This window comes from Rubidibacter lacunae KORDI 51-2 (assembly GCF_000473895.1).
GTDB lineage: Bacteria > Cyanobacteriota > Cyanobacteriia > Cyanobacteriales > Rubidibacteraceae > Rubidibacter > Rubidibacter lacunae.
In genome coordinates this window covers 108,341-131,107 of the sequence record NZ_ASSJ01000081.1, presented here as the reverse complement: position 1 = coordinate 131,107, position 22,767 = coordinate 108,341, and the positions used below count along the sequence as shown (strand labels likewise).

16 protein-coding genes and 1 riboswitch are annotated in these 22,767 nt (G+C 58.2%); of the genes, 13 read left to right on the top strand and 3 right to left on the bottom strand.

Translation table 11 applies throughout. The features are described 5' to 3' along the window. Positions 1-508: 508 nt before the first annotated feature. The 3 genes from KR51_RS15440 (at position 509) to KR51_RS15430 (ending at position 5,326) form a co-directional block, all read left to right on the top strand. Positions 509-2,575, top strand: a complete 2,067-nt coding sequence (locus tag KR51_RS15440; protein ID WP_022609042.1) for an NAD(P)H-quinone oxidoreductase subunit 5 — start codon at positions 509-511, stop codon at positions 2,573-2,575. A 362-nt stretch (positions 2,576-2,937) separates the two neighbouring features. Next, entirely contained in the window at positions 2,938-3,921 is a 984-nt protein-coding gene (locus KR51_RS15435; protein ID WP_022609041.1) for a protochlorophyllide reductase, read from the top strand. Between the two features lie 277 nt (positions 3,922-4,198). Further along, entirely contained in the window at positions 4,199-5,326 is a 1,128-nt protein-coding gene (locus tag KR51_RS15430; RefSeq protein ID WP_198016806.1) for a polysaccharide biosynthesis/export family protein, read from the top strand. A gap of 82 nt (positions 5,327-5,408) precedes the next feature. Here KR51_RS15430 and KR51_RS15425 read toward each other — a convergent pair whose 3' ends face one another. Continuing rightward, on the bottom strand, positions 5,409-6,137 hold the full coding sequence (locus KR51_RS15425) for a DUF3120 domain-containing protein (protein ID WP_232214630.1): 729 nt from the start codon (positions 6,135-6,137) through the stop codon (positions 5,409-5,411). Between the two features lie 357 nt (positions 6,138-6,494). Here KR51_RS15425 and KR51_RS15420 point away from each other — a divergent pair, with 357 nt between their 5' ends. Next, positions 6,495-6,854: a helix-turn-helix domain-containing protein gene (locus KR51_RS15420; RefSeq protein ID WP_040656506.1), complete on the top strand. Its 360-nt coding sequence runs from the start codon at positions 6,495-6,497 to the stop codon at positions 6,852-6,854. A 109-nt stretch (positions 6,855-6,963) separates the two neighbouring features. Beyond that, the gene (locus tag KR51_RS15415) at positions 6,964-7,563 is read left to right on the top strand and encodes an IS630 family transposase (protein ID WP_198016805.1); all 600 of its coding nucleotides are present in this window, start codon (positions 6,964-6,966) and stop codon (positions 7,561-7,563) included. A gap of 166 nt (positions 7,564-7,729) precedes the next feature. On the opposite strand, the gene KR51_RS15410 is transcribed toward KR51_RS15415, so the two are convergent. Continuing rightward, entirely contained in the window at positions 7,730-8,395 is a 666-nt protein-coding gene (locus KR51_RS15410; RefSeq protein ID WP_022609034.1) for a phosphorylase family protein, read from the bottom strand. 105 nt (positions 8,396-8,500) lie between these two features. On the opposite strand from KR51_RS15410, the gene KR51_RS15405 reads away from it, so the two are divergent. Both KR51_RS15405 and KR51_RS15400 read left to right on the top strand, forming a co-directional pair. Continuing rightward, positions 8,501-8,779 (top strand): hypothetical protein, encoded by a 279-nt coding sequence (locus KR51_RS15405; protein ID WP_156915145.1) that lies wholly within the window; start codon positions 8,501-8,503, stop codon positions 8,777-8,779. Positions 8,780-8,937: 158 nt separating this feature from the next. Continuing rightward, positions 8,938-11,214, top strand: coding sequence for a S16 family serine protease (locus KR51_RS15400; protein ID WP_022609032.1), 2,277 nt, complete (start codon positions 8,938-8,940; stop codon positions 11,212-11,214). 270 nt (positions 11,215-11,484) lie between these two features. On the opposite strand, the gene recF is transcribed toward KR51_RS15400, so the two are convergent. After that, positions 11,485-12,627 (bottom strand): DNA replication/repair protein RecF, encoded by a 1,143-nt coding sequence (gene recF, locus KR51_RS15395; RefSeq protein WP_022609031.1) that lies wholly within the window; start codon positions 12,625-12,627, stop codon positions 11,485-11,487. 357 nt (positions 12,628-12,984) lie between these two features. On the opposite strand from recF, the gene KR51_RS15390 reads away from it, so the two are divergent. From KR51_RS15390 to KR51_RS15370, 6 genes are all read left to right on the top strand, one after another. After that, positions 12,985-15,948 carry an ATP-binding response regulator gene (locus tag KR51_RS15390; RefSeq protein WP_040656542.1) on the top strand — a complete coding sequence of 988 codons (2,964 nt, stop codon included), beginning with the start codon at positions 12,985-12,987 and terminating at the stop codon, positions 15,946-15,948. Further along, a complete protein-coding gene (tsaB, locus tag KR51_RS15385) occupies positions 15,945-16,592 on the top strand; it encodes a tRNA (adenosine(37)-N6)-threonylcarbamoyltransferase complex dimerization subunit type 1 TsaB (protein ID WP_022609028.1) in 648 nt (215 codons plus the stop codon). The genes KR51_RS15390 and tsaB overlap by 4 nt, the downstream gene beginning before the upstream one ends. A gap of 290 nt (positions 16,593-16,882) precedes the next feature. Continuing rightward, positions 16,883-18,304, top strand: a complete 1,422-nt coding sequence (locus tag KR51_RS15380; protein WP_022609027.1) for an NADP-dependent isocitrate dehydrogenase — start codon at positions 16,883-16,885, stop codon at positions 18,302-18,304. Between the two features lie 444 nt (positions 18,305-18,748). Next, positions 18,749-18,813: riboswitch (Glutamine riboswitch) on the top strand. A 31-nt stretch (positions 18,814-18,844) separates the two neighbouring features. Further along, entirely contained in the window at positions 18,845-19,009 is a 165-nt protein-coding gene (locus KR51_RS18475) for a DUF4278 domain-containing protein (RefSeq protein WP_022609026.1), read from the top strand. Between the two features lie 170 nt (positions 19,010-19,179). After that, complete coding sequence (locus KR51_RS15375; RefSeq protein WP_022609025.1) at positions 19,180-20,271, top strand: saccharopine dehydrogenase family protein; 1,092 nt, start codon at positions 19,180-19,182, stop codon at positions 20,269-20,271. Positions 20,272-20,656: 385 nt separating this feature from the next. Then, positions 20,657-22,207: a ferredoxin--nitrite reductase gene (locus tag KR51_RS15370; protein WP_022609023.1), complete on the top strand. Its 1,551-nt coding sequence runs from the start codon at positions 20,657-20,659 to the stop codon at positions 22,205-22,207. The last annotated feature ends 560 nt before the right edge of the window (positions 22,208-22,767 follow it).

Below are 22,767 nucleotides of genomic sequence, written 5' to 3'. Positions count from 1 at the left end.
AGCATGGGCATTTCAGCTGCAAATACGCTAAACCTCGCACCTTATAGAGATGCCCTAAATGAGAGATGGATTGTCTCGGCAAGGACCAACCATGGATACCTTCCGGAATCGATCCGCCGATGCCCCCCCGAACAATCACTTAAAATTCCGCCAGTTTGCATCCGAAAATATCCTCCGGGCCGAACTCTGGTGTTTCCGCTAAGAAAGTTACAACACTGCCAGTTAACGAGACTGTGAGACCCTACCGCGGCCGAATCGCGCGGGCAATGAAACCGAACCTCCGGTTCCAGCAAGCAGCGTTTCGATCTCGCTAGATCCGAATGCGATCGCTCGGCCCGCAGAGGGAATCTTCATGAATTGAATAAGTACAAACACTTTGCCGCTGGCGGAGTGTGTCACAATTGTGGGCGACTTGCCCGGCGCATGAATCGCTGCGGCGAGCCGACCGGCGAGCGCGCGCGTCGCGTCCCGGCCTGCAGAATTGGCAAAGAAGCGGCAGACTGCTCATATGGAAGACTCTCTTTACCAATACGCCTGGTTGATTCCCGTCCTGCCGCTCTTCGGGGCGATGACCGTCGGACTGGGATTGCTCTGCGCGAGCGAAACAACCTCGCGACTCCGCAAACCCATTGCAGCTTACATCATCACTCTGCTAGGAATTACCGTCGGCATGTCGCTGGCGCTACTGTGGAGCCAAATCCACGGTCACGAGACTTTCACCCGCAGCATCGAATGGGCTGCAGCCGGCGACTTTACCATTACCGTCGGCTATGTCGTCGACCATCTCACCACCGTCATGTTGGCGATTGTGACGATCGTGGCTCTGCTGGTGATGGTTTATAGCGACGGCTACATGGCTCACGACAGCGGTTATGTCCGCTTCTTTGCCTACCTCAGCCTGTTTAGTTCTTCGATGTTGGGCTTGGTCATCAGCCCGAACTTGATCCAGATTTACATTTTCTGGGAACTGGTCGGCATGTGCTCCTACTTGCTGATCGGTTTCTGGTTCGATCGCGCGGCCGCTGCCGAAGCCTGTCAAAAAGCATTTGTAACCAACCGCGTTGGCGACTTCGGCTTGTTGCTGGGCATTTTGGGCTTGTATTGGGCAACGGGCAGCTTCGAGTTCGAGACTATCGGCATGCGTTTGGAAACCGCTCTCGACGCAGGCTACATCGGTGCCGGTTTAGCAGGACTTTTCGGGGTTCTTGTTTTCCTCGGACCCGTAGCGAAGTCCGCACAGTTTCCGCTCCATGTCTGGTTGCCAGATGCGATGGAGGGTCCAACCCCAATTTCGGCCCTGATCCACGCTGCCACGATGGTGGCGGCCGGCGTGTTCTTAATCGCGCGGATGTATCCCGTTCTAGAGCCGCTGCCGTCGGTGATGACGATTATTGCCTGGACCGGTGCCTTCACTGCCTTCCTCGGCGCGTCGATCGCCATTACCCAAAACGACATCAAGAAGGGTCTGGCGTATTCGACGATCTCGCAGCTGGGCTACATGGTCATGGCCATGGGTGTCGGCGCTTACACTGCTGGTTTGTTCCACCTGATGACCCATGCCTTCTTCAAGGCAATGCTCTTCCTGTGCTCGGGATCGGTGATTCACGGCATGGAAGAAGTCGTCGGGCACAACCCGGTGCTGGCACAAGATATGCGTTTGATGGGTGGACTGCGGCGTTACATGCCGCTGACCTCCCTGGCTTTCTTGGTCGGCACGCTGGCTATTTGCGGGATTCCGCCGTTTGCCGGTTTCTGGTCCAAGGACGAGATCCTGGGCAGCACCTTCGAGGTCAGCCCCTTGCTGTGGTTTGTCGGCTGGGCAACCGCCGGCATCACGGCGTTCTACATGTTCCGCATGTACTTCTGTACCTTCGAAGGCGACTTCCGCGGCGGCGATGCAGCGATTCGGCAAACGCTTTTGCAGGAAGCCGGCATGGTGCCGGCCTTCGGTCCGGGTGCGATGGACACGCGCGAACTGGAGCACGATGCCGAAGCCCACGGCCACGACGAGCACCACGCGGAGTTTCCCCACGAGTCGCCGCTGACCATGACGCTGCCACTGTTGATTCTGGCCGTACCGTCGCTCGCGATCGGTTTGGTCGGGTTGCCGTGGGAAAACTTGTTCGAGGCGTTTGTCTACGCACCGGGCGAGACGGCAGAAGCCGCACTAGAAGCTGCCGAAGCGTTTGAGTGGCAGGAGTTTGCCATCATGGCCGGCGGTTCCGTTGGCATTGCATTGGTTGGCATTACGTTAGCGGGGCTGATTTACTTGCAGCACAAAATCGACGCCGACGCGATCGCCAAGCGAATAGAGCCTTTGTACCAGTTCTCCTTAAACAAGTGGTACATCGACGACTTGTACGATCGCGTGTTCGTGCAGGGCAGTCGACGCTTAGCACGTCAGGTCATGGAAGTGGACTTCCGCGTCGTGGATGGTGCGGTCAACCTCACGGGTTTGGCGGCACTGGTGAGCGGGGAAGGCTTGAAATACCTAGAAAACGGTCGCGCGCAGTTCTACGCGCTTATTGTCTTTGCGGCAGTACTAGGACTTGTGGTTGCCTTCAGCGTTCTCTAACGCGCGGCCGACCGATCGGTTGCAACACCCATTAGTCGGTTACAACGAGTTGAAGTGCACGTTGACGTGCACTTCATCGACGTGACAACAATCGAAGCATGCAGGTGCGGCGAATACGCCCCAGAAACTCGGCGATCGCTACTGCTTTAATATGTGTTGCGAAGGTATTTCGAAATCGGTTACGAATTGCCTCTTGAATCTAAATAAATTTAAAGAAATGTAAGCCTTCCAATGGCGCAAGGGAGCGGCGAAGACCTTTATAGGCAAGCACTTCCCGGCGATCGAGCACCGCAAAGAAGTCTGCCATCTCCATGGTGTACTATCTGAAAAATAGGCAACGGAAATGGGCGAAATTTAACAAAATGCAACAGGATCGAACGTTAACGGCAATTATCACGGGTGCCTCATCGGGGGTCGGGTTGCAAGCTGCTCGAGCGCTTGTTCAAAAAGGTAACTGGCACGTCATTATGGCCTGTCGCGACCTCCCTAAAACCGAGCAAGCCGCACGCGATGTTGCCCTCCCGCCCGGCAGCTACACGATCTTGCCCCTCGACCTGGCATCGTTGAACAGCGTGCGTCAGTTCGTGCAGTTATTTCGCGAAACCGGGCGATCGCTCGACGCCCTCGTTGTCAACGCCGCCATTTACATGCCGCGCTTGAAGGCGCCGCTTTTCAGCGAAGACGGTTACGAACTAACCGTTGCGACCAATCACCTCGGTCACTTTTTGTTATGCAACTTGATGCTGGAGGATCTCAAGCACGCCACAGCATCTCCACCGCGACTGGTCGTGCTCGGGACCGTCACTCACAATCCCAAAGAACTGGGCGGCAAGATTCCGCCCCAACCCGACCTCGGCAACCTGGAAGGACTGGCAGCCGGGTTCAAGTCGCCCCACGTCACGATCGACGATAAAAAGTTCGAGCCCGTCAAGGCATACAAAGACAGCAAGGTGTGCAACATCTTGACCATGCGCGAGATGCACCATCGCTATCACGCCGAGACCGGCATTATCTTTAACTCGCTTTATCCCGGCTGCGTGGCTACCACGGCACTGTTCCGCAACCATTACCCGCTTTTCCAGTACCTCTTCCCACGCTTCCAAAAGTACATAACCGGCGGCTTTGTTTCCGAGGAACTGTCCGGCGATCGCGTGGCAGCCGTTGTCGCGGATCCGCAGTACGCTCAATCCGGCGTCTACTGGAGTTGGGGGAATCGCCAGAAGTCCGGTCGCGAAGCCTTCATCCAAGAAGTGTCCGACCAAGCTGGCGACGACGCAAAAGCCGCCCGCTTGTGGGAACTAAGCGCGCGATTGGTCGGGCTGGCTGAAGTAGCACCAGCAACCTAGCACGAGCGTAAGCACCGAGAGCGGTCTTCGCAGACCGGAGCCGAACTCGGAGCCCTAAGCTAGCCGCGGGCTTGGTTGCATCCTCTTGCGCACGGTAGCGTTGTGACGAGGTCGCTTGCTCGTGCTGCAGGCAAATGTGGCAAACTAGGCGGGTGGGTAGCCCCCCAACCGTTGCTATCTTGTAGTGCGTTCAAGCCATTAAGTGCATATGATCCGTCGGCCGCCCCCTGAGTTTTGCTTCTTCCTCGGCTTATTGTCTGCGATCGCTTGTGGAACTGTGACCTTTGCCCCCGGGGCACGCGCGCAGACTGTTCCGCCTCCTTCCTCTGGCGAGCCGTCCACCTCAGCGTCCGACCTAGAGGAGGCTTTGGATCTAGAGCAACGCCCGGACGACCGTTCGCTGTCGATCGATTTAGAAGCAACCCAGTTCGTTCCCGAGCCGTATTTACTGGGACCGGGCGATCGCCTGCGTATCGAAGTCTTTGAAGAACCGCAATTTAATGCTGGGGATGGTGGCATTCAAACCGTGCTTAGCGACGGGACTATCTACCTGCCGCTGATCGGCACGCTCTATGTAACCGAGCTGAGCCTTGACGAGACGACCGAGCTCATTACCCACCAGCTCAGAAACCTGCTCAAACGACCGATAGTCAGCGTGTCGCTCGCTGACGCGCGCCCGCTAAAAATAGCCGTTATCGGCGAGGTTAATCGTCCAGGTGCCTACGCGGTGTCCTCCGAGCGCCAGGGGACGGTCGTTGAAGGGCGGACGCTGGGCGCGCGGACGCTGGGGATCCCCTCAGTTACGGAAGCGATCCGACTGGCCGGCGGCATCACCGATACCGCGCAAATTCGACAAGTCCAGATCTTACGCGCCCAAGGAACACGCCGGGAGCGCCTGATCGAGCTCGACCTGTGGGCGCTCCTGCAGTCGGGCGATACCGCCCAAGACATTGCCCTACGCGATGGCGACACCATTGTCGTTCCGCGCGCCCTCTCTCTAACCCCAGCAGAAGTTACCGAACTGGCCGAAGCGAGCTTTGCACCGGATGAAATTCAAGTGCAAGTTGTCGGTGAGGTCGTGAATCCAGGTGCGGTGACGTTAGTGCCGAATTCGACTCTCAATCAAGCAATCCTGACAGCTGGTGGCTTCGATCAAAAACGCGCCCGTAAAGCTGATGTACTGCTAGTACGTTTGAATCCGGATGGTACGGTAACCAAACGCGAGATCCCCGTCGACTTCGAGACCGATCTCGACCCCGAGAACAATCCAGCGATGCGAAACGAGGACGTGATTATCGTGCGCCGCTCTGGACTTGCCGCTACAACCGACACGATTGCAACTGTTTTAGATCCGTTCGCCAGAATCCTCAATGCAGTGGTCGGGCTCGACCGACTCATCGATTAACTTGCGGAAGCCCGTCGTGAGGTTGGAGCACAGCCTCCAAGCTTGTCTTCAAGCTTAGATCCGCATCGGCAACTCGCCTGCGCTATCCCAATAAGGCAACTGTCCAGAACAAACCATCCACGACGATCGTGCACAGTACCGCACCGGCAAACGCCCGCCAGTGCGGTTGTGGTTTTTGCAGCGCCCACAGCCCGATCGCGACGAGTAATGCGGCAATGGCGATCGCATTGGCAATCCCCCAAGGCGTCTGTACTTGAAGAGCAGCTTCGCGCAGAAGCAACACGGCTGTCTGTGGATCGACGCGCATCACTTCCCGCCAATACGGCGTCAGATCGGTCAGATACAAGTACGCGTCAGTTAATGCCGTTCCCAATAGAGAGCCCAGATAAAACCAATTACCGAGCAAGCCCCAGCCGCGCAGAATACACCATACTGCCAGCGGCAGCCCCAATGCCTCAACGGGAATGTGCGCGAGCGGTTCCCAGCGCAGCCAGCCCCAGTAAATCGCGCCCGTCACCCAGGTCCAGACAAACCCCAGCAAGATATCGCCCCAGAGGGCGGTTTGGGGACGCGATCGCAACCGTGTTGCCATCCAGAGCCAGCCCAACGTGAGGAGCAAACACAACCATGGCACCTGACGCACCAAAGGTGCTTCGGCAAACACGGGAACCGACACTAGAAAGACAGCCGCCCAAAATGCCTGCCAGCGACTGCGCCGATCCATATCGGGCTGCGACTGGCAAATAACGGGCCGCTCTTGCCGAGCCTCAGCAACAACCGCGACGCTGGGGTAGTGGGAAGTTTTTAACAAAGCTTTATTAGGAATCGTTACCAATCTTTACTTTGCCACAGTTTACCATACGGCAGCATATGCCCCCTGGGGGGATATTGCAAGCGATCGCAGCAGCAAATTCTAAGCCCGGGTTCTAAGGCTCGGGTGCATTGAGACGGCAGACAAGTCCGAACCCGGGTTCATGCCTCCACAGATCTATAGATGGGCGAGATCTATAGATGGGCGATCTCGCGATCGCCAAACCCTGCTTTAGAACCAACCTTGAACGAATAGCGGCAGCATGGAGCTCCCGGACAGACTCCTTGACGGAGGTGATACCAAATGCGAGAAAATGTGATACGAGTAGTAGGTGTCAGGTTCGCGAGTTGAGTCATCATGCCGGGAAAGCTCCACATCGATATCGCCGAGTCCGCTGAAGAACTGCGCTCCCTCCTTCTCTCAGCCTCCAATGCCAGAGTCAAGGAAAAGCTGCAGGCTCTCTACTGGCTCAAGTGCGGGCATGCTTCCCAAGCAACCCAGGTTGCCAGCCTCCTCGGGCGTACTCGCGTCACCGTCTCGCGCTGGCTCAGAGACTACCGCGGCGGCGGCTTGAGCGCCCTCACCGAGCCCAAGCCGCGCTCCGGTCGCCCGCCAGAGATCTCTGGCGATGCCCTCGCCCAATTGCAGCAAGAGCTCCAGAACGAGCGCAGCTTCTCCAGTTATGTGGAAGTCCAGACCTGGCTCGAAGCCGTCTAGGACCTGAAGCTGCCCTATTCCACCGTCCACGACACCGTGCGCTACCGCCTCGGGGCGAAGCCGAAGGCGCCGCGTCCCGTCGACGTCAAGCAAGACGCCGATGCCGTGGATGAGTTTAAAAAAACTGCCCGAGCGCATTGCCCAGGAACTGAAGAGCCGGGTCGAAGCGGTGGTGGACTACGAGTGGGTGCGTTACTGGTGCCAGGACGAGAGCCGCTTTGGATTGCACACCGAGACCGGGCGGGTACTGACCGCTCCTGGGGTGAAGCCGGTGGGGGAGGTGCAGTGGCGCTTCCAGGCGTTCTGGTTGTACGGAGCGGTGGAGCCGATGACGGGGGAAAGCTACTTCTGGGAGTTCAGCCATCTCGACAGTCGGTGTTTCGAGCAGTACCTGGAGCAGTTTGCAGCGGCGTATCCGCGGGAGCTGCACGTGATGCAGGTCGATGGAGCGGGAGCGCACCGAGCGGGAGCGCTGAAAGTGCCGGAGATCGTAATATTGCTGTTTCAGCCGGCTTACAGTCCCCAGGTGAATCCAATCGAGCGGTGCTGGGAATGGTTAAAGAGCGGACTGAAGTGGCTGACCTGCGGTGACTTGGAGGAACTCCGAGAGCAGGTCAGGACGCGACTGCAGCTGGCGGGACGGGACCTCATCGCCTCGCTGACCGGGTGGTGGTGGCTCATCGACCAGCTATCCGTGTCAGGACTTTGAGGAATTGGTATTAGAGGTTGAGAGGAGTAGGGAGCGCAGTTCTTCAGCGGACTCGGCGATATCGATGTAGAGCTTTCCCGGCATGGTGACTCATCTCGCGAATCTGACACCTACTACTCGTATCACATTTTCCCGGATTTAGTATTAGCTGCTGGCGGACTGCCACTCACGATGCAAAAACGCAAGCAACTGCATCTGTCAGAGCAGAGAGCGCGCGGGTCGCAGCGAGTGCGAAGCGGACAGATGCGACGGGTTGGCGCAGTAACTCGGCGGCAACGGTCAGCGGTTGCAGTTGTCCGCTGGCATCAATGGCCCGACTGAGGTCGGGCAAGTCCCGATCGCACCCGTCGCTGACCGCACGCAGCATGGCAATCGACCGGTTCGGCAAGGCTGCCAGCAGTCCGCTGCCTTCCATATCCACGACATCGGTACCGAACTCCGCTCGCAGTGCTTGCTTTTCGGCAACCGAGCAGATAACACGATCCGCTGTATACCCCGACGAGATAGCCGCCGCTGGCAGTTGCGCTTGCAACCGGGCAGTCAGGACGCGATCGCAGGCGAGTGTCCGGTCGCGATCGCGGCAGTCGCGGTAGAGTACCGCAGTACCCACGGGCAAGTCGGGCGACAGACTGCCGCACAATCCAACTAGAAGCAGCGAACCGCTCGTGGGCAGGGGATGCGCGCGGACGAAGCGAGCGATCGCCTCGCTGCCGGCCGGAACCGCAATCGCGACGGGAGCAGATGCGCGCGGCAATCCGCGACGGACAGCGCAATATTCGGCACCCTGTGGCACGAGAATGGCAGAGATCGGCAAGGCAGGTGATGCGGTCATAACCGGGTTCTTGCAATAGCGCGGCAAGGGTGCCGTCTTTGCAGTGTAGTGAAGCTTGCGGCACCCGAGGGAAACCCGCCTCCTAGAAATGGCGTTTAGAATAATGTGCGTTTGCGAGGAGTGCTGGCGATGGGATTGTGGCTGGTCGCATTTTTTTTCATGTTCGTGTTGGTAGAGTTGGTGCAGTGGATGCTGCACCTGCAGTTGCCAGCCGTGCCGTTCCCCGTCTACGCGATCGCCGGTATCGCCCTGGCCGCAGCATCTAACGCTCGCAAGCTCCAGTTCGACTCCTTCGACCCGCGGGCGATCGCCTGGCTCGGACGCGAACGCCCACCAGCATCAGCAGAGCCGGCGAGTTCGCCCACTCCCGATGGCAACCGCTAGCTGGCCGTTAGCCTTGGCTTGAGGACGGTTTCCGCTGCCGCTTCAATAACATTGATTCATTGAAACGCGATTGCCACAAGTAGGAAATTGCCGCTCCAGCCAATACAGACCCCGCGCGCGCGAAATTTAACGGTATCGACGCACGAAAGGCGGCTCCCATGTTCCAACGCTTATCTCGACGACGTATTTTCCGCTCGGGCTCAAGCTTGCTGGCACTCGGCTTGGCGGTCGCAATTGCCTTTCATGGCGCTTTCTTGGCAGCGATCGCCGCGACTTCGTCACTAGTGATGTCGCGATCGCCTTCCGTGTTGGCATTAATGCCCCTGGCGTTCGGCCGCCGCGAATCCAACGCGGACGTAATGGTTTTTCGCCAGACGACGCCGCCGACCGGCGGTGTGGGACAGGCAACGATCGGTATCGAGCGCGACCCCGCACCGTTATTAAAAGTTGGGTTCTTCGAATCGCGTCTGGATAATGCTGGCGACCAGTGGCGATCGGCCGCTTGGTCCGCGATCGCCACCACCAGCTTCTTGCTGGGCCGCGACTTCGGTCACCGCCGGTTTTCCTTCGAGTACAACGGCTCGATAGACGGACCGAGTGCGGGCGGTCTATTTACCGTTCACGTCCTGGCTTTGGCGCTGGGCGATAAAGTGCGTGCCGACACCACCATGACCGGTACGATCAACCCCGATGGCACGATCGGACCGGTTGGCGGCATTCCTCTGAAGCTGCAAGGGGCGAGCGAGGCTGGTAAGCGACGAATTGCAATCCCGGCCGGGCAGCTAACAGCGGAAGTCGATGCCGTCCGTCAGGAGACAGGGTTGGAGGTATTCGAAGCTGCTAATATCTTCGACGCCTATCGGTTCTTGACCGGGCGGCCGCTACCGCTGCCGATCGGTGCAAAGGACGAGCGCCCGCAGTTAACCCCGGAGTTCTATGCAGCGACAACTGCACAGGTGGAAGCTCTACAAGCACGTTACCGCAAGATAGAACCGCGGAAATTTCTGGGCAGCGAACTGGGATTGGAGAATGAAGTCTCAGATGCTGCGGACATTGAAGATGGCACGAGTCCGGTAGCGTTTGCCCGGAGAGGTTTCGTCAGCGCCACCGAGAACTTCAGCGCGGCCAAGCAATCCCTTAAAGACGGCGATCTAGCCGATGCCTATCACCAAACCCTCAGTGCATTGTGGCTCGCTAAAGCCGTTCGGAATCTTTTGGCCGTCGACGCTGTTACGTCGTCCTCTGAAAGGGTCGACGCTCCCAATACAAATCCAGCAGTCGATTCAAACGCAGCGATTGATGCCGATCGCACGGAAACTTCGGTTATTGCCTCCAATACAGACGCAGGTGCCCAGACCAAGTCGCACCGCCAGCAGCGCGACTTGATTGCCCAAGCTGCCGCACACTGGTCGAAGGTGGACTCGCGGGCGGAGGAACTGTTCGCGCGTTTGGCCGGAACCGAGGCGCGATCGGCGTCCGACGCCGTTAACCTAATGCGTGCCTACGGTGATTGGATTGCTGCGAACGGATTCCAAAAACTTGCCCAGCAGTCACTCCAGGAATTAGAGTCTGGCAAATTGCCTTTCAATACTTCCACTACAAAAACCGAGCAGGCACTGTTTTATTCTGCTGTTGCCCCTGCTCTAGCCGATGAACGGCTGCAGATCGTTGAGGATACATTGGCGCTCGGGTTCGACGGCACCGGACCGGTCTTGCAGCGCGATCGCGTATTGCGCTTCAGCAATACCCTGTTCCAAGCCGCCAATGCTAGTTTCAAAGCCTTCGAAGCCCTGACAATCCAACCTCATGCCAAGTCAACAGCGGTTGCAATCGATGTCGTGCGCGAAGAGTTTAATACTATTGACGCAACTTATTACTTAGCGCATGCAGCACTCGCGGCTACAACCGAGCTGGCCGAGGAACTCGACGATCGCACCAACCTCCCCTATCTGCAGCTCGGTGGTTCGCTCCTCGCCTACCTCAGCGCGAATTCGCTGATTGCCAAATACTATTCTTTGAAGGCCAAGTTCGACCCCGAACTCGAAACAGTCGGACTGAGGGTGCCAACCGAGTTTGACAACACGCAAGGGCTGACCAGCATGCTCGACCTGGCAGAGCAACAAGCCCGTCGTACCATTGCCGCTGCGCGTCACGCGAGTAGCGAACCGGGATTGCAAATTCTCGACTACGATATCGGCCGATCGCTGCGCGAAGGTGATGCTTTCGACAAGCTCAGAGCATTGAGGGCCTTTTGGAAAGCACGCTCCGAAGCCAACTTCATAGCAATCTTCTCTGGGCAATTTGCCCTTGCCGATCGCGCCACCCCTCTGGTGACGGTGCTGCAGTGGATTGGTGGAGCCGCCGCGATAGCACTGGCGATCGCAGGGGGGTGGTGGTGGCGATCGCGCCGCCGTCAACCCCATGTCAAATCCTAAGGGCAACCATGCGTTCGAAGTGCCCTAAGAACCTGTTGGATTCGAGGGCCGGTATAGCCAAGACCAGTTCCGGCAACTACTCATCTCAAGATCGCAGCACTGGCTCGAGACTTGCGGCGGTTCGTTCGTCATGCAACGTTCGGGAGCCACTACGAAAGCGTTTTTCGCGGGACCGAGACGGAACTCGAGATTTGAGTTGACCTATTGCGATCGAGGCTTAGGGATGCACCGAGACAAATCGAAAGCGCTCGAGGGCAAGCGAACGATCGGTTAGGGGGAAATCCGTCCGGCTTCAACGACTAGCACTTGCGATGCTGACAGCCACTGTGCGTCGAAGGTATCGACGTGGGTAGTGGTAATCAAGGTCTGAAAGCGATCTTGAATGGCATCCAGCAATTGATTCTGGCGCATCGGATCCAGTTCAGCCAGGACGTCATCGAGCAACAACAGGGGCGGCTCGCCGATCACGGCTTCGATCAACTCCAGCTCGGCTAACTTCAATGCCAGTACGAGCGTGCGCTGCTGTCCCTGAGAACCGTAAGCTCGCGCGGGCGTGTCGTCGATCTGCAAGTCGATCTCGTCGCGGTGGGGACCGACAACCGACGTACCGAGGTGCTGTTCGGCGAGGCGGCGCTCCTTGATTTTCTCCAGGATGGCAGCGCGAACACCTGCCGGGTCGTCGCGATCGCACTCGACATTGGGTGCGTAGATCACGCTCAGATGTTCGGTACCGCCGCCAATACGATCGTGCCACCGCTGGGCAAGGGGAATCAGGCGCTGCAAGACGCGATCGCGGCGGCGCATCACCCGCGAGCCGCCTGCTGCCAACTGCGCGTCCCACAAGGCCAGTTGGTCCCAGTCCGAACGCGGCACAGTAGTCGCATCACCGCCGTCGCCGAGAGACTTGCGAATCGATTTCAGCAATGCATTGCGCTGGCGAACAACGCGAACGTATTCTTGCAAGATGTAGGCGTAAATCGGCTCGATTTGAACCAATAGGGCGTCAAGCCAATGGCGGCGATATTCAGGTGCGCCGCGCACCAAATCCAAGTCCAAGCTAGAGAACTCAACAGCATTGAGCGCGCCCAAAAAATCGAGGTGGCGGCGCAGCACTTCGCCCTCGATGGCAAGAGTACGGCGGCCCTTCCCGCGCAGCGTCATGGCCAGCTCCAAACTGCCGTTGGAACGAGCAACTGTTGCGCGAATTTGCCCGCTCTCGGCATCTCTGCGGACTAAATCGCGATCGCGCGAAGTACGGTGGCTCTTCAGCGTGGCGAGCAACTCAACGGCTTCGAGCGCGTTTGATTTGCCCTGGGCGTTGTTGCCAACCAGAATCGTTTTTTGTGCGGAGAACGTAACGCGCTGGTCGGTGTAATTGCGAAATGAGCGCAGGTGGAGCGTCTCCAGATACATCGGGCGCGGCTGTCGGGAACAAACAACACCTTACCGAACTAGGGCAAGACCGTGCGGGGCGCAAGCGCCGACAAAAATGTAATTTATTGTAAGCAATCTGCTGCTTTAGAGAAAACACGCCGCAAGATTGAAAGTACTGCTCGCTCTAACACGACAACGACGCTCTCTGTTTTGAGGGCGCTTTGTTGTTTTCGCCTGCAAACCGATCGCGCGACCGCTAACGTCCGGCCGAACGTGGATTTTAAAACCCAGTTCGCGGGACCGGATCGAGTGAGTCGATCGTCTTGCCGCTTTCCGATTCGCTCCGTCCGCTCGACCGGTGCACCCGGCCTTAAGGCCGGTTCATCCAGGCTCGTTATGTCTTCCCCCGTCCAATCGCTCTGCCCCTTCGTTCGCCCGGTGGCAACATGCGCGATCGCAGCCAACCTCGCCACGGTTCTGGCGCAGTTGCAAACCGATCCTGATGAATCGATCGCCGTCGTGAACGATCGGGGAGCGCCCCTCGGGCTCCTGCGCCCGGCACGGTTGCTAAAGTATGTGGGGCGATCGCCGCTGCCAGACTTGGCAACACTACTCGACCCGATTGCCGTGGTGCCGGTCGATATTGCCCCGATTGAAGTCGGCGCTTACGTGAACTCTACAGCTGCCGCATGTGCCGTGGTCGCAGCGGACGGTCGGTTGCTCGGACTGCTCGACAGCCGTCAGGTATTGGCAACCCTACTGGCACCCCCCCACCCAGCGTCGCCGCCGATTGGCATGCCGCCGCCGCTCGCAGCAGCTTTGTCCCCCGCGCAAGCGTCTAGCCTGGAGCTGATGCCATCCAGGACCCTAGTACTCGCGCCGCTGCTGCAGTTGTTGGAGCATCTGCCTCTACCACTCATGATGCAAGATGCTAGCGGCCGCGCGATCGCCCAGAACGATCGCTGGCGCGAGGAAATTTGCCCTCGATGCGATGGTTGCCCATTGATTGGCGAGCAGAAAGCCCCGCTCGCATCGGCCGGCGTACCGCCAACAGCTGACGCACCACTGCAGCAGTGGTGTAATTTGAGCGATCCGCGCGACTTGGGAGCAAAAGCGGCGACAATTGCATCAACCGCACTTGTTTCAGCGTCCGCATTTTACGACCCACCGGCAGCCTGCAGCAATAGTTGTGCATTCTGTGCGGACGGGGAGCGCGCTCGGGCATGCGGTGCGTGGCAATTTGCGAAGCTGCCTCTCTCCGGCCCGACAGCAAGTGCTTTGGGTTGGGAGTCCCCGCTACCAACGGTAGCAACGGGACCCTTATGGCTGGTGTTGGCAACAGACATCAGCGAACAACGGCAATTGTGCCGCGAACTTGCCGCGAAGAATGCCGACCTGGTGCAACTCAATCGGTTGAAGGACGAGTTCTTAGCCTGCATCAGCCACGAGCTCAAAAGCCCGCTAACGGCGGTTGTCGGACTGTCGAGCCTGCTCAAAGAACAAACCCTAGGCAAACTCAACCAACGCCAAGAGCGCTACACGGGACTGATTTACCAGAGCGGTCGGCAATTGATGACGTTGGTCAACGACATCCTCGACCTAACGCGGCTGGAATCCGGTCAACTCAAGCTCAATCCGCAGTCGGTGTCGCTCGCGGATGTCTGCGATCGCGCCTATCGCGATGCCGCCGCTGCCTTGATCGAACGCGGTCAGTCCGATCTGCACGTGGGATTTTCCCTGGAGGTCGAGCCCGGCTTAGAGCGCATCGTTGCCGATGACTTGCGCTTACGGCAATTGCTAGTGCATTTGCTCTCGAACGCACTCAAGTTCACAAAAGCAGGGGGTAAAGTAGGTTTACGCGTCAACCACTGGGAAGGCTGGGTAGCCTTTGCCGTATGGGATACGGGGATCGGCATTCCAGCAGGCTCTCAGCACATGATTTTTCAAAAGTTCCAGCAACTCGAAAACCCGCTGACGCGGCAGTTTGAAGGCTCGGGACTGGGATTGGTGCTGGCCCAGCGGTTGGCGCGCGCCCATGGCGGCGATATCACCTTTATCTCTGAGGTCGGCAAGGGCAGTGAGTTCACGCTGTTAATGCCGCCCTGTCCGCCACCGGATAACCGCTATCCCGCTCGCGGCGGCAGCACCGTCGGGCGCAGCAAGCTCGTGCTCGCGATCGAAGCCGTTCCCCAGTACATCGATAATCTCAACGGGCAACTGCGGCAGCTCGGGTACCGCGTGGCGATCGCGCGCTCTGGCACCGAAGCATTAGAAAAAGCCCGTACCTTCCAACCGCGGGCGATTCTCCTCAATCCGCTACTGCCACAGCTATCGGGATGGGATGTCCTGACGTTGCTTAAAGCAGATGCGCGTACCCGAGAAATTCCCGTATTGGTTACTTCTACCAGCGCCGAGAAAGACCGAGCCATTGCTTGCGGTGCTAACGGATTCCTGAACTTGCCGGTGGATGGTGACTCGCTGCGGCGCTACTTGGACGACGAGCAAGAGATCGTGGCGACGCCGGCGAACGCGCTAAACGACCTTACAGTGCTGCAGCTGACCGTGGGTACGTACAAGGGTGTTGCCGACCTTCACAACACCGAGCGCGAACTCGTCGCACAGCTCGGGCAGCTCGGATATCGAGTTCTGGAAGCCGACGACCTCGATCAAGCAGACTTGCTAGCACGCATCTGGCGGCCGGACGCGATCGTGCTGGTCGATACCGACATCCCGCTGGCAGACCTGAAACGCCTGACCGGTTTCCGGCAGCTGGCAGCCCTACCTTTAGTGATTTTGGATGCGGCGACGGCGCAACGCGCGCACCATCTGGGAACGCTGTCGGTGTTTCCATGTCTTGCGGCTCCAAATGCATCGCAAGTTACCGCCCTGCGCTCGGCCGTCCGCGTCGCTGCCAATGCTGGTGCCAATTCCGCACGAGAGGAGGACGCCCCTCATATCCTGGTCGCGGACGCGCGCGAAACGCACGCCGAACGCAGCAGTGAGTGGTTGCAGGCACTGACACAGTACCTCGAAACGGCTGGTTATCGCAGTTCCTTGGCCCGGACCTGGACGGAAACTTACCGCCAGATCCATCACCACAGCATTGACTTGCTACTGCTCGATTGCGGCATGCCGCCGTGGGATGCCACCGCGATCGCCGCCCTGAAAGAGCTACTCCAGCAGTATGGCAATTTGCCGGTGGTAGCGCTTGCCAGTCAAGCCGATGCGGCAGCGATCGCGCCCGACCAAATCGAGTTGTTGCAGCAAGTGGCGACGCACATACTGCCCGGCCATTCACAATCGATGGTAGAACTCCTCGCTCAAATCGATCTAGCACTGGAGCTGCCGAGCGACGGATGATGGCCGAGCCTGAAGCAACTAGATACGGATTGGCACTGCATACCACAAGTCCTCAATTCGGACTGGCGTTAAGTGACGGTGTCGGAACGCCTCGATCGCGCGTCTGGGACCTCGGTCGCGAGCTGTCGGTGCACATGCATCGGTTGCTAGCCGAGTTTCTGCCACCGCAAACGTGGCAAGATTTGGCATTCTTGGCGGTGGCAAACGGACCGGGTAGCTTCACCGGCACGCGGATTGGCGTTACGGCCGCGCGCGTGCTGGCTCAGCAGCTCGACATCCCGTTGTTTTCGCTTTCCGCACTAGCAGCATTTCTGCAAATGACGGTTGCCGACGCCGCCCCCAACGAACTCGTTGCCATCCAGCTTCCCGCCCGCCGTCAGCAGGTCTTTGCTGCAATTTATCGACGATCGTCTGATGGGCGCACCTGGCAGACATGGCGTACGGAAACCGCGATCGCCCCCGAGCAGTGGCAACAGGAACTGGCAGCAATTGCTCCACCCATCCGCTTACTAGAGGCTCCCGAAAACCTCGGCGATACCGTCACGGGGTTGCTAGAACTCGCGCGTTGGGAATGGGCACAAGGGACGCGATCGCACTGGTCTGACGCCGTGCCGTTCTACGGCCAGCATCCAGTCGAAACCTAGTTGCCGATTGGGTAGTGGCTGTTGGGGTATGCGAGTCGCGGTGCGAAACGTCCGAACTCTGGCGATCGCGTCCTCAGCCTTGGCAGTGTGATGCCCGGCATTGCGATCGGCAGCTCGGGATGGGCAACGATGCATCGGCAACCGCGACCGGCCGGCCCCTTTAACGAATCTGATTGGTCCGAGCGCGGTCAGAGTGCTTTGGCGCGAACATCAGGGCAATCCGAGCGGAGGTTTCTCGGTTTCTGGTAAGCTGCCTATCAATCTTTGCCGTTTACCGACGCGCGCGACCCATGACGTACGAGAAAATCGCTCCCCCCACTGCCGGCGATCGCATTACCTTTAAAGGCAGCCTGCCCGTCGTGCCGGACGAACCGGTCGTGCCCTATATTCGCGGCGACGGGACGGGCGTCGATATTTGGCCCGCTACACAACACGTCCTCGATGCCGCCGTCACTTCAGCCTACGGCGATCGGCGCCGGATCCACTGGTTCAAGGTCTACGCGGGGGACGAAGCCTGCGAGCAATACGGTACGTTTCAGTATTTACCCGAAGATACCCTACAAGCTATTCGCGACTACGGCGTCGCGATTAAAGGTCCGCTGACTACGCCGGTCGGGGGCGGCATTCGTTCCCTGAACGTAGCCCTGCGCCAAATTTTCAATCTCTACGCTTGCGTGCGCCCGTCGCGCTATTACGTCGGTACGCCCTCGCCCCACAAAACCCCTGAGAAGCTAGACGTCATCGTCTACCGCGAAAATACCGAAGACATCTACCTTGGCATCGAATGGAAGCAGGGCGACGCGATCGCCACGCGATTGATCGAACAACTCAACACCGAGCTGATTCCCGCAACGCCAGAACTTGGCAACAAACTGATTCCACTCGACGCCGGGATCGGCATCAAACCGATCGGTAAAACCGGCTCCCAGCGCCTCGTGCGCCGGGCGATCCAACACGCTCTCACATTGCCTCCGCACCAGCAACAGGTCACGCTGGTGCACAAGGGCAACATCATGAAGTACACCGAGGGTGCTTTCCGCGACTGGGGCTACGAGCTCGCCACCACCGAATTCCGTTCCGAGTGCGTCACCGAACGCGAGTCCTGGATCCTCAGCAATCGTGAGAGCGACCCCGACCTTTCGGCGGAAGCCAACGCCCGTACAATCGATCCCGGGTTCGATTCCTACACGCCCGAGCGCCGTGCGGAAATCATCGCCGAGGTGGAAGCAACACTTGCCGCCATCTGGGATACCCATGGGAGCGGTCTCTGGAAAGAAAAGGTGATGGTGAACGATCGCATTGCCGACAGCATCTTCCAGCAAATCCAAACCCGCCCGAACGAGTATTCAATCCTGGCGACCACGAACCTCAACGGCGACTACCTCTCCGATGCAGCGGCAGCGATCGTCGGCGGGTTGGGCATGAGCCCTGGCGCAAACATCGGCGACACGTGCGCGATCTTCGAAGCCACCCACGGCACGGCACCCAAGCATGCCGGACTCGATCGCATCAACCCCGGCTCGCTGATTCTGTCCGGCGCGATGATGTTGGAGTTCCTCGGCTGGCAAGAAGCAGCCGATTTGGTGCGCAAGGGCATCGGCGCCGCGATCGCCCACCAGCAGGTAACCTACGACCTTGCGCGACTGTTGACGCCGCCGGTCTCACCGCTGAAGTGCTCCGAATTCGCGCGCGCGATCGCCGAGCGCTTCTAGAACCAGCCGTTTTGGTCGTCCCTGTCGACAGACCTCTCCCGGCACCAGCGAGCGCGACGTCTGCGAACCGCACGTGCCGCGACGGAAGGAAAACCCAAGCCCGCGATCGCAGGCAAATTTTTTTTCTGGGAAACGCACCTTCAGAGATATGGCTTGCATATGACATTTAAGCAGCTGGTTCGTGCATCCCAATGCTGATACACAATCCGCCAGATCGCTATTCGAGTCAGATCGCAGCAATTCTGATAGCATTCTCAACTGAAGATTCTGGTACTGCAAGTAATTCCTCGGATTTAAACGGAAGAATCGAGCGACCGGGCTTCCGGCCCTGGGATTGTCCGGACGCTCCATTCTGTTGCTAGGTCGGTCATTAATGTCATGAAACCGAAACCCAAGGTTTTGACATTCGTGCGACAAACGGTATCATTAGCTACAGAAACATGAATCGTTCATCTCCCCAGCGCCACTGAGGGGACGGAAGTAAGGGTTTTGCCCTGAAGGAACGCGCCTCGAAAACGTATCTAACCGGAGGCGAACGTCATGAAATATCGCGGAAACCACTACACCAAGCCTGCTATCGACCTCGAAGTCGTCCGAGAAGTCGAAGTCGGCAAGTATCGCGGCACTGAGGTCGAGTTTGTCGATCTCGAAGCCGCCGTATCCCATGCTGCCGGTCGTCGGACTTACCGTGGGGTGAAGTTCTAGAGTAGGGCTCGATCGCTCCAATGCGGGTGTCGAGCGCTTGTTTAAGCCGCCCCTCGACCTTTCGAGGGGTTTTGTTTGTTTCACTGCAAACGCAACGGCTGGACCGGAAACGAGCGTAACCGACGCGATCGCTTATTCTTTTATGGCGGACTATTTTTGTGTCAACGCGTATGAGTGCGGTCGCGATCGTAGGAGGCTGCGGGCGCATTGGGCAGCAAGTTGCACGTGACTTAGTCGCGCACGCGTCGATCGATGTTGTCGTGACCGGGCGAGCGGAGCCCCCCAGCCTCGGACCGCATCAGATTTTTGCGCGGCTGGACCTCAACGATCGCGCCACGCTGCACCGGGCGATCGCGGAGTGCGACTTAGTCGTCCATTGTGCTGGACCTTTCCACGACCGCGACGGTCGAGTGTTGGAAGCATGTATCGAGCGCGGCATTCACTACCTTGACGTCAGCGATCACCGCTCTTTTGCCCGACGCGTCCTCCCCTGGCACGAGCGCGCGGTGGCAGCCGGGGTAACAGCCATTTTGCATACGGGCGTGTTTCCCGGCATCTCCAATTGCATTGCTCGTCAGGGCGTCGAGCAGTTCGAGCGCGTCGAGGAAATTCGCCTGGATTACGCCGTTGCCGGGTCGGGCGGTGCGGGACCGACGGTCATGCGAACGACCTTTTTGGGACTGCAGCGCGCCTTCGACGCCTGGCTCGACGGCCGCTGGCAATCAGTGTTGCCCTTCAGCGATCGCGAGACGGTTAGGTTTCCGCCGCCGTTCGGTCGCGTTGGCGTGTATTGGTTCGACGTGGCGGAAACAGAAAGCCTAGCTCAAACTTTTACGGTGGATCGCGTCATCACCAAGTTCGGATCCGTTCCAGACCTCTATAATCGTCTGACATGGGCGGTTGCGCGGTTGGTTCCGTCTCGCTGGTTGGAGCACCCAGCAGCCGTGGAGTTCCTCGCCCGGACCAGCAAGCAGATGACCGACTTCAGCGATCGCTTCAGCGGCATCGGTATTGCCATGGGTGTCACGGTGACAGGCATCCGCGACGGTCACCCCGCTCGGTACCGCGCGACCTTTACCCACGACAATACGGCCGTCGCAGCCGGCTGTGGCACGGGGAGCCTGGCTGAAGCCGTGCTGGACGGCAGGCTCCGCAAACCCGGTATTTGGACGCCCGAAGCCGCCGTTCCGACTAAACTCTTTCAAGCCCTCATGACCCAGCGTGACTTGGCGATCGCAAGCGAGATTGCGCCCCTCAACTAGAGCTGACATCAACTTGTGAAAGTCGCTTCGTTTGCAGACCGCCGGACGACAGTTCCAACCGATCGCCTGCTTGCAGTTCGCAACGAGTCTCTTCTGGACGCGAGGGCGGTCAACCCAGTTTAAAGGGATCGTCCCACCCACCCTTCCCTCAACTGTTCTGCATCAACTGTCCTGGCAGCCAGCGTTGATGCAGAAATTGCGTCTAGATTATGCGCTTTCAGGGTGAAACGGTGGTGTCGGTAGCTAAAAATACCTTCTTGGCGACACAATCGCCATACTGTGACACCATCCCCTAACTGCTTTGGGCGATCGCGCGAAGGTAACGGTATGCCGTCACTTTAGGTGCGTGCCCGATAGCTTCAGATGAGTCAAGAGAGCGATGTTTATGACGAGCACCCAAGCAGCCGCTGCTAAAAACAAGTTTGAGAGGTTCAAAGCCGAAAAGGACGGGCTCGCCGTCAAAGACGAGCTCGAGGGCTTCGCCAAAATCGGTTGGGAAGCTCTCGACAAGACCGACCTGGAGCATCGGTTGAAATGGGTCGGGGTCTTTTACCGTCCCGTCACTCCCGGAAAATTCATGTTGCGGTTGCGGATGCCCAACGGGATACTCTCCAGCGCTCAACTGCAAGTACTCGCCGAAATCGTGCAACGCTATGGCGAAGATGGGAGTGCCGACATCACTACACGCCAGAATTTGCAATTGCGCGGTATCCGCCTTGAAGACGTGCCAGAGATATTCGCACGCCTTCATGCTGCAGGGATGACCTCGATGCAGTCGGGTATGGACAACGTCCGCAATATCACCGGCTCGCCGATGGCCGGCCTCGACGCCGACGAACTGATCGACACCCGAGCGCTCGTAAAAAGCGTCCAGGACATGATTACAGCTGCCGGCTCGGGCAACCCAGCATTCACTAACCTGCCCCGTAAGTTCAACATCGCGATCGAGGGTGGGCGCGACAACTCCGTCCACGCCGAGATCAACGACATCGCTTTCGTACCGGCATACAAAGACGGTCGGCTCGGTTTCAACGTCCTCGTGGGCGGCTTCTTTTCTGCAAAACGCTGTGCAGCTGCAGTTCCGATGGACGTTTGGGTACCCCCTAAAGAAGACATCGTTGTGAGCTTGTGCCGGGCGATTTTATTGGCATACCGGGACAACGGTCTGCGCGCAAACCGCCAGAAAGCGCGCTTGATGTGGCTGATTGACGAGTGGGGAATTGAGAAATTCCGGGCAGAGATCGAAGGCGCTTGCGGGTTTGCTCTGGAAACAGCCGCTCCCGAAGACGAAATTTGCTGGGAAAAGCGGGACTGTCTCGGCGTCCACGCTCAGAAACAGCCGGGTTTAAACTATGTCGGCCTGCACGTACCGGTCGGTCGGCTGCAAGCCCAAGATATGTTCGAGCTCGCACAGGTGGCCGAGGTATACGGCAGCAGCGAAGTACGGTTGACCGTCGAGCAGAATGCCATTGTCCCCAACATCCCGGACGATCGCCTCGAGTCCTTCCTCAGCGAGCCGCTTCTGGAGCGCTTCAGCATAACACCTGAGCCACTCGAACGGGCACTGGTCTCCTGCACGGGCGCGCAGTTTTGTAACTTTGCATTGGTCGAAACGAAGAGCCGCGCCCTCGACATTGCGCGCCAACTCGATGCCGAGCTGGAGCTTCCCAAGGGTGTGCGGATGCACTGGACGGGCTGCCCGAACTCCTGCGGTCAACCGCAAGTAGCAGATATCGGTTTGATGGGAACGAAAACGCGCAAGGACGGCAAAACAGTTGAAGCCGTTGATTTATATATGGGCGGCAAAGTTGGCAAGGACGCTCAACTGGGAAACTGCGTTCGCAAAGCCATTCCGTGTGAAGAATTGCCCGGGGTATTGAGCGAGATCCTCATCGAAAAGTTTGCCGCCCAGCCGCGTGTAGCTTCAGTTCAGTAAGCGCACGATCGCCTACAACTTTTATACACATACTCTAGCCTCTCATAGGAACTGAGGGGCTTGGATTTGCTACCAAAAGGCGATCGCTGCGATCGCCTTTTGGTTTGTTTTGGGGATTGTAGTTCGCGACAGTAGGCACTCACCTACTCGCGTTACATCCGCAAGGAACGGTCGGTCGAATCATCAGTACGATCGCCTAAAATATCTGCCCTGTAAGGAGTTTCCACCACAGATTCTGACACAAAACGACATTTGTATCGAGTTCTTAATGGTAGGGATATTCCATGCATTCGGCATTTGGTTTCAATGCATTTGGCGCATAAAACCGATTTTTATGTATCAAGAAGTACCAACCACGTGTGGCGTAGATGCGATTCTGCATGCATACTACTCGACCCGCACAAGCAATCGCTCTGGCAGCAAGCTCAGTTCGATCTCGATCGGAGTTTGGCAGCTGAGGTTACTGAAAAAGTCGGGATGACGCGATCGCGGACTGCTCGTAGCAGATGCTGAAACAATCGCACAATTCGAGCTTTAGGGTCGCAATACTCGTTTCCGTA

Coding starts and splice junctions, on each gene's coding strand:
- KR51_RS15435 (WP_022609041.1), top strand. CDS start 2,938: ATGCAACAGGATCGAACGTTAACGGCAATTATCACGGGTGCCTCATCG.
- KR51_RS15420 (WP_040656506.1), top strand. CDS start 6,495: ATGCCGGGAAAGCTCCACATCGATATCGCCGAGTCCGCTGAAGAACTG.
- KR51_RS15370 (WP_022609023.1), top strand. CDS start 20,657: ATGACGAGCACCCAAGCAGCCGCTGCTAAAAACAAGTTTGAGAGGTTC.
- recF (WP_022609031.1), bottom strand. CDS start 12,627: ATGTATCTGGAGACGCTCCACCTGCGCTCATTTCGCAATTACACCGAC.
- KR51_RS15440 (WP_022609042.1), top strand. CDS start 509: ATGGAAGACTCTCTTTACCAATACGCCTGGTTGATTCCCGTCCTGCCG.
- tsaB (WP_022609028.1), top strand. CDS start 15,945: ATGATGGCCGAGCCTGAAGCAACTAGATACGGATTGGCACTGCATACC.
- KR51_RS18475 (WP_022609026.1), top strand. CDS start 18,845: ATGAAATATCGCGGAAACCACTACACCAAGCCTGCTATCGACCTCGAA.
- KR51_RS15375 (WP_022609025.1), top strand. CDS start 19,180: ATGAGTGCGGTCGCGATCGTAGGAGGCTGCGGGCGCATTGGGCAGCAA.
- KR51_RS15390 (WP_040656542.1), top strand. CDS start 12,985: ATGTCTTCCCCCGTCCAATCGCTCTGCCCCTTCGTTCGCCCGGTGGCA.
- KR51_RS15410 (WP_022609034.1), bottom strand. CDS start 8,395: ATGACCGCATCACCTGCCTTGCCGATCTCTGCCATTCTCGTGCCACAG.
- KR51_RS15415 (WP_198016805.1), top strand. CDS start 6,964: ATGAGTTTAAAAAAACTGCCCGAGCGCATTGCCCAGGAACTGAAGAGC.
- KR51_RS15400 (WP_022609032.1), top strand. CDS start 8,938: ATGTTCCAACGCTTATCTCGACGACGTATTTTCCGCTCGGGCTCAAGC.
- KR51_RS15380 (WP_022609027.1), top strand. CDS start 16,883: ATGACGTACGAGAAAATCGCTCCCCCCACTGCCGGCGATCGCATTACC.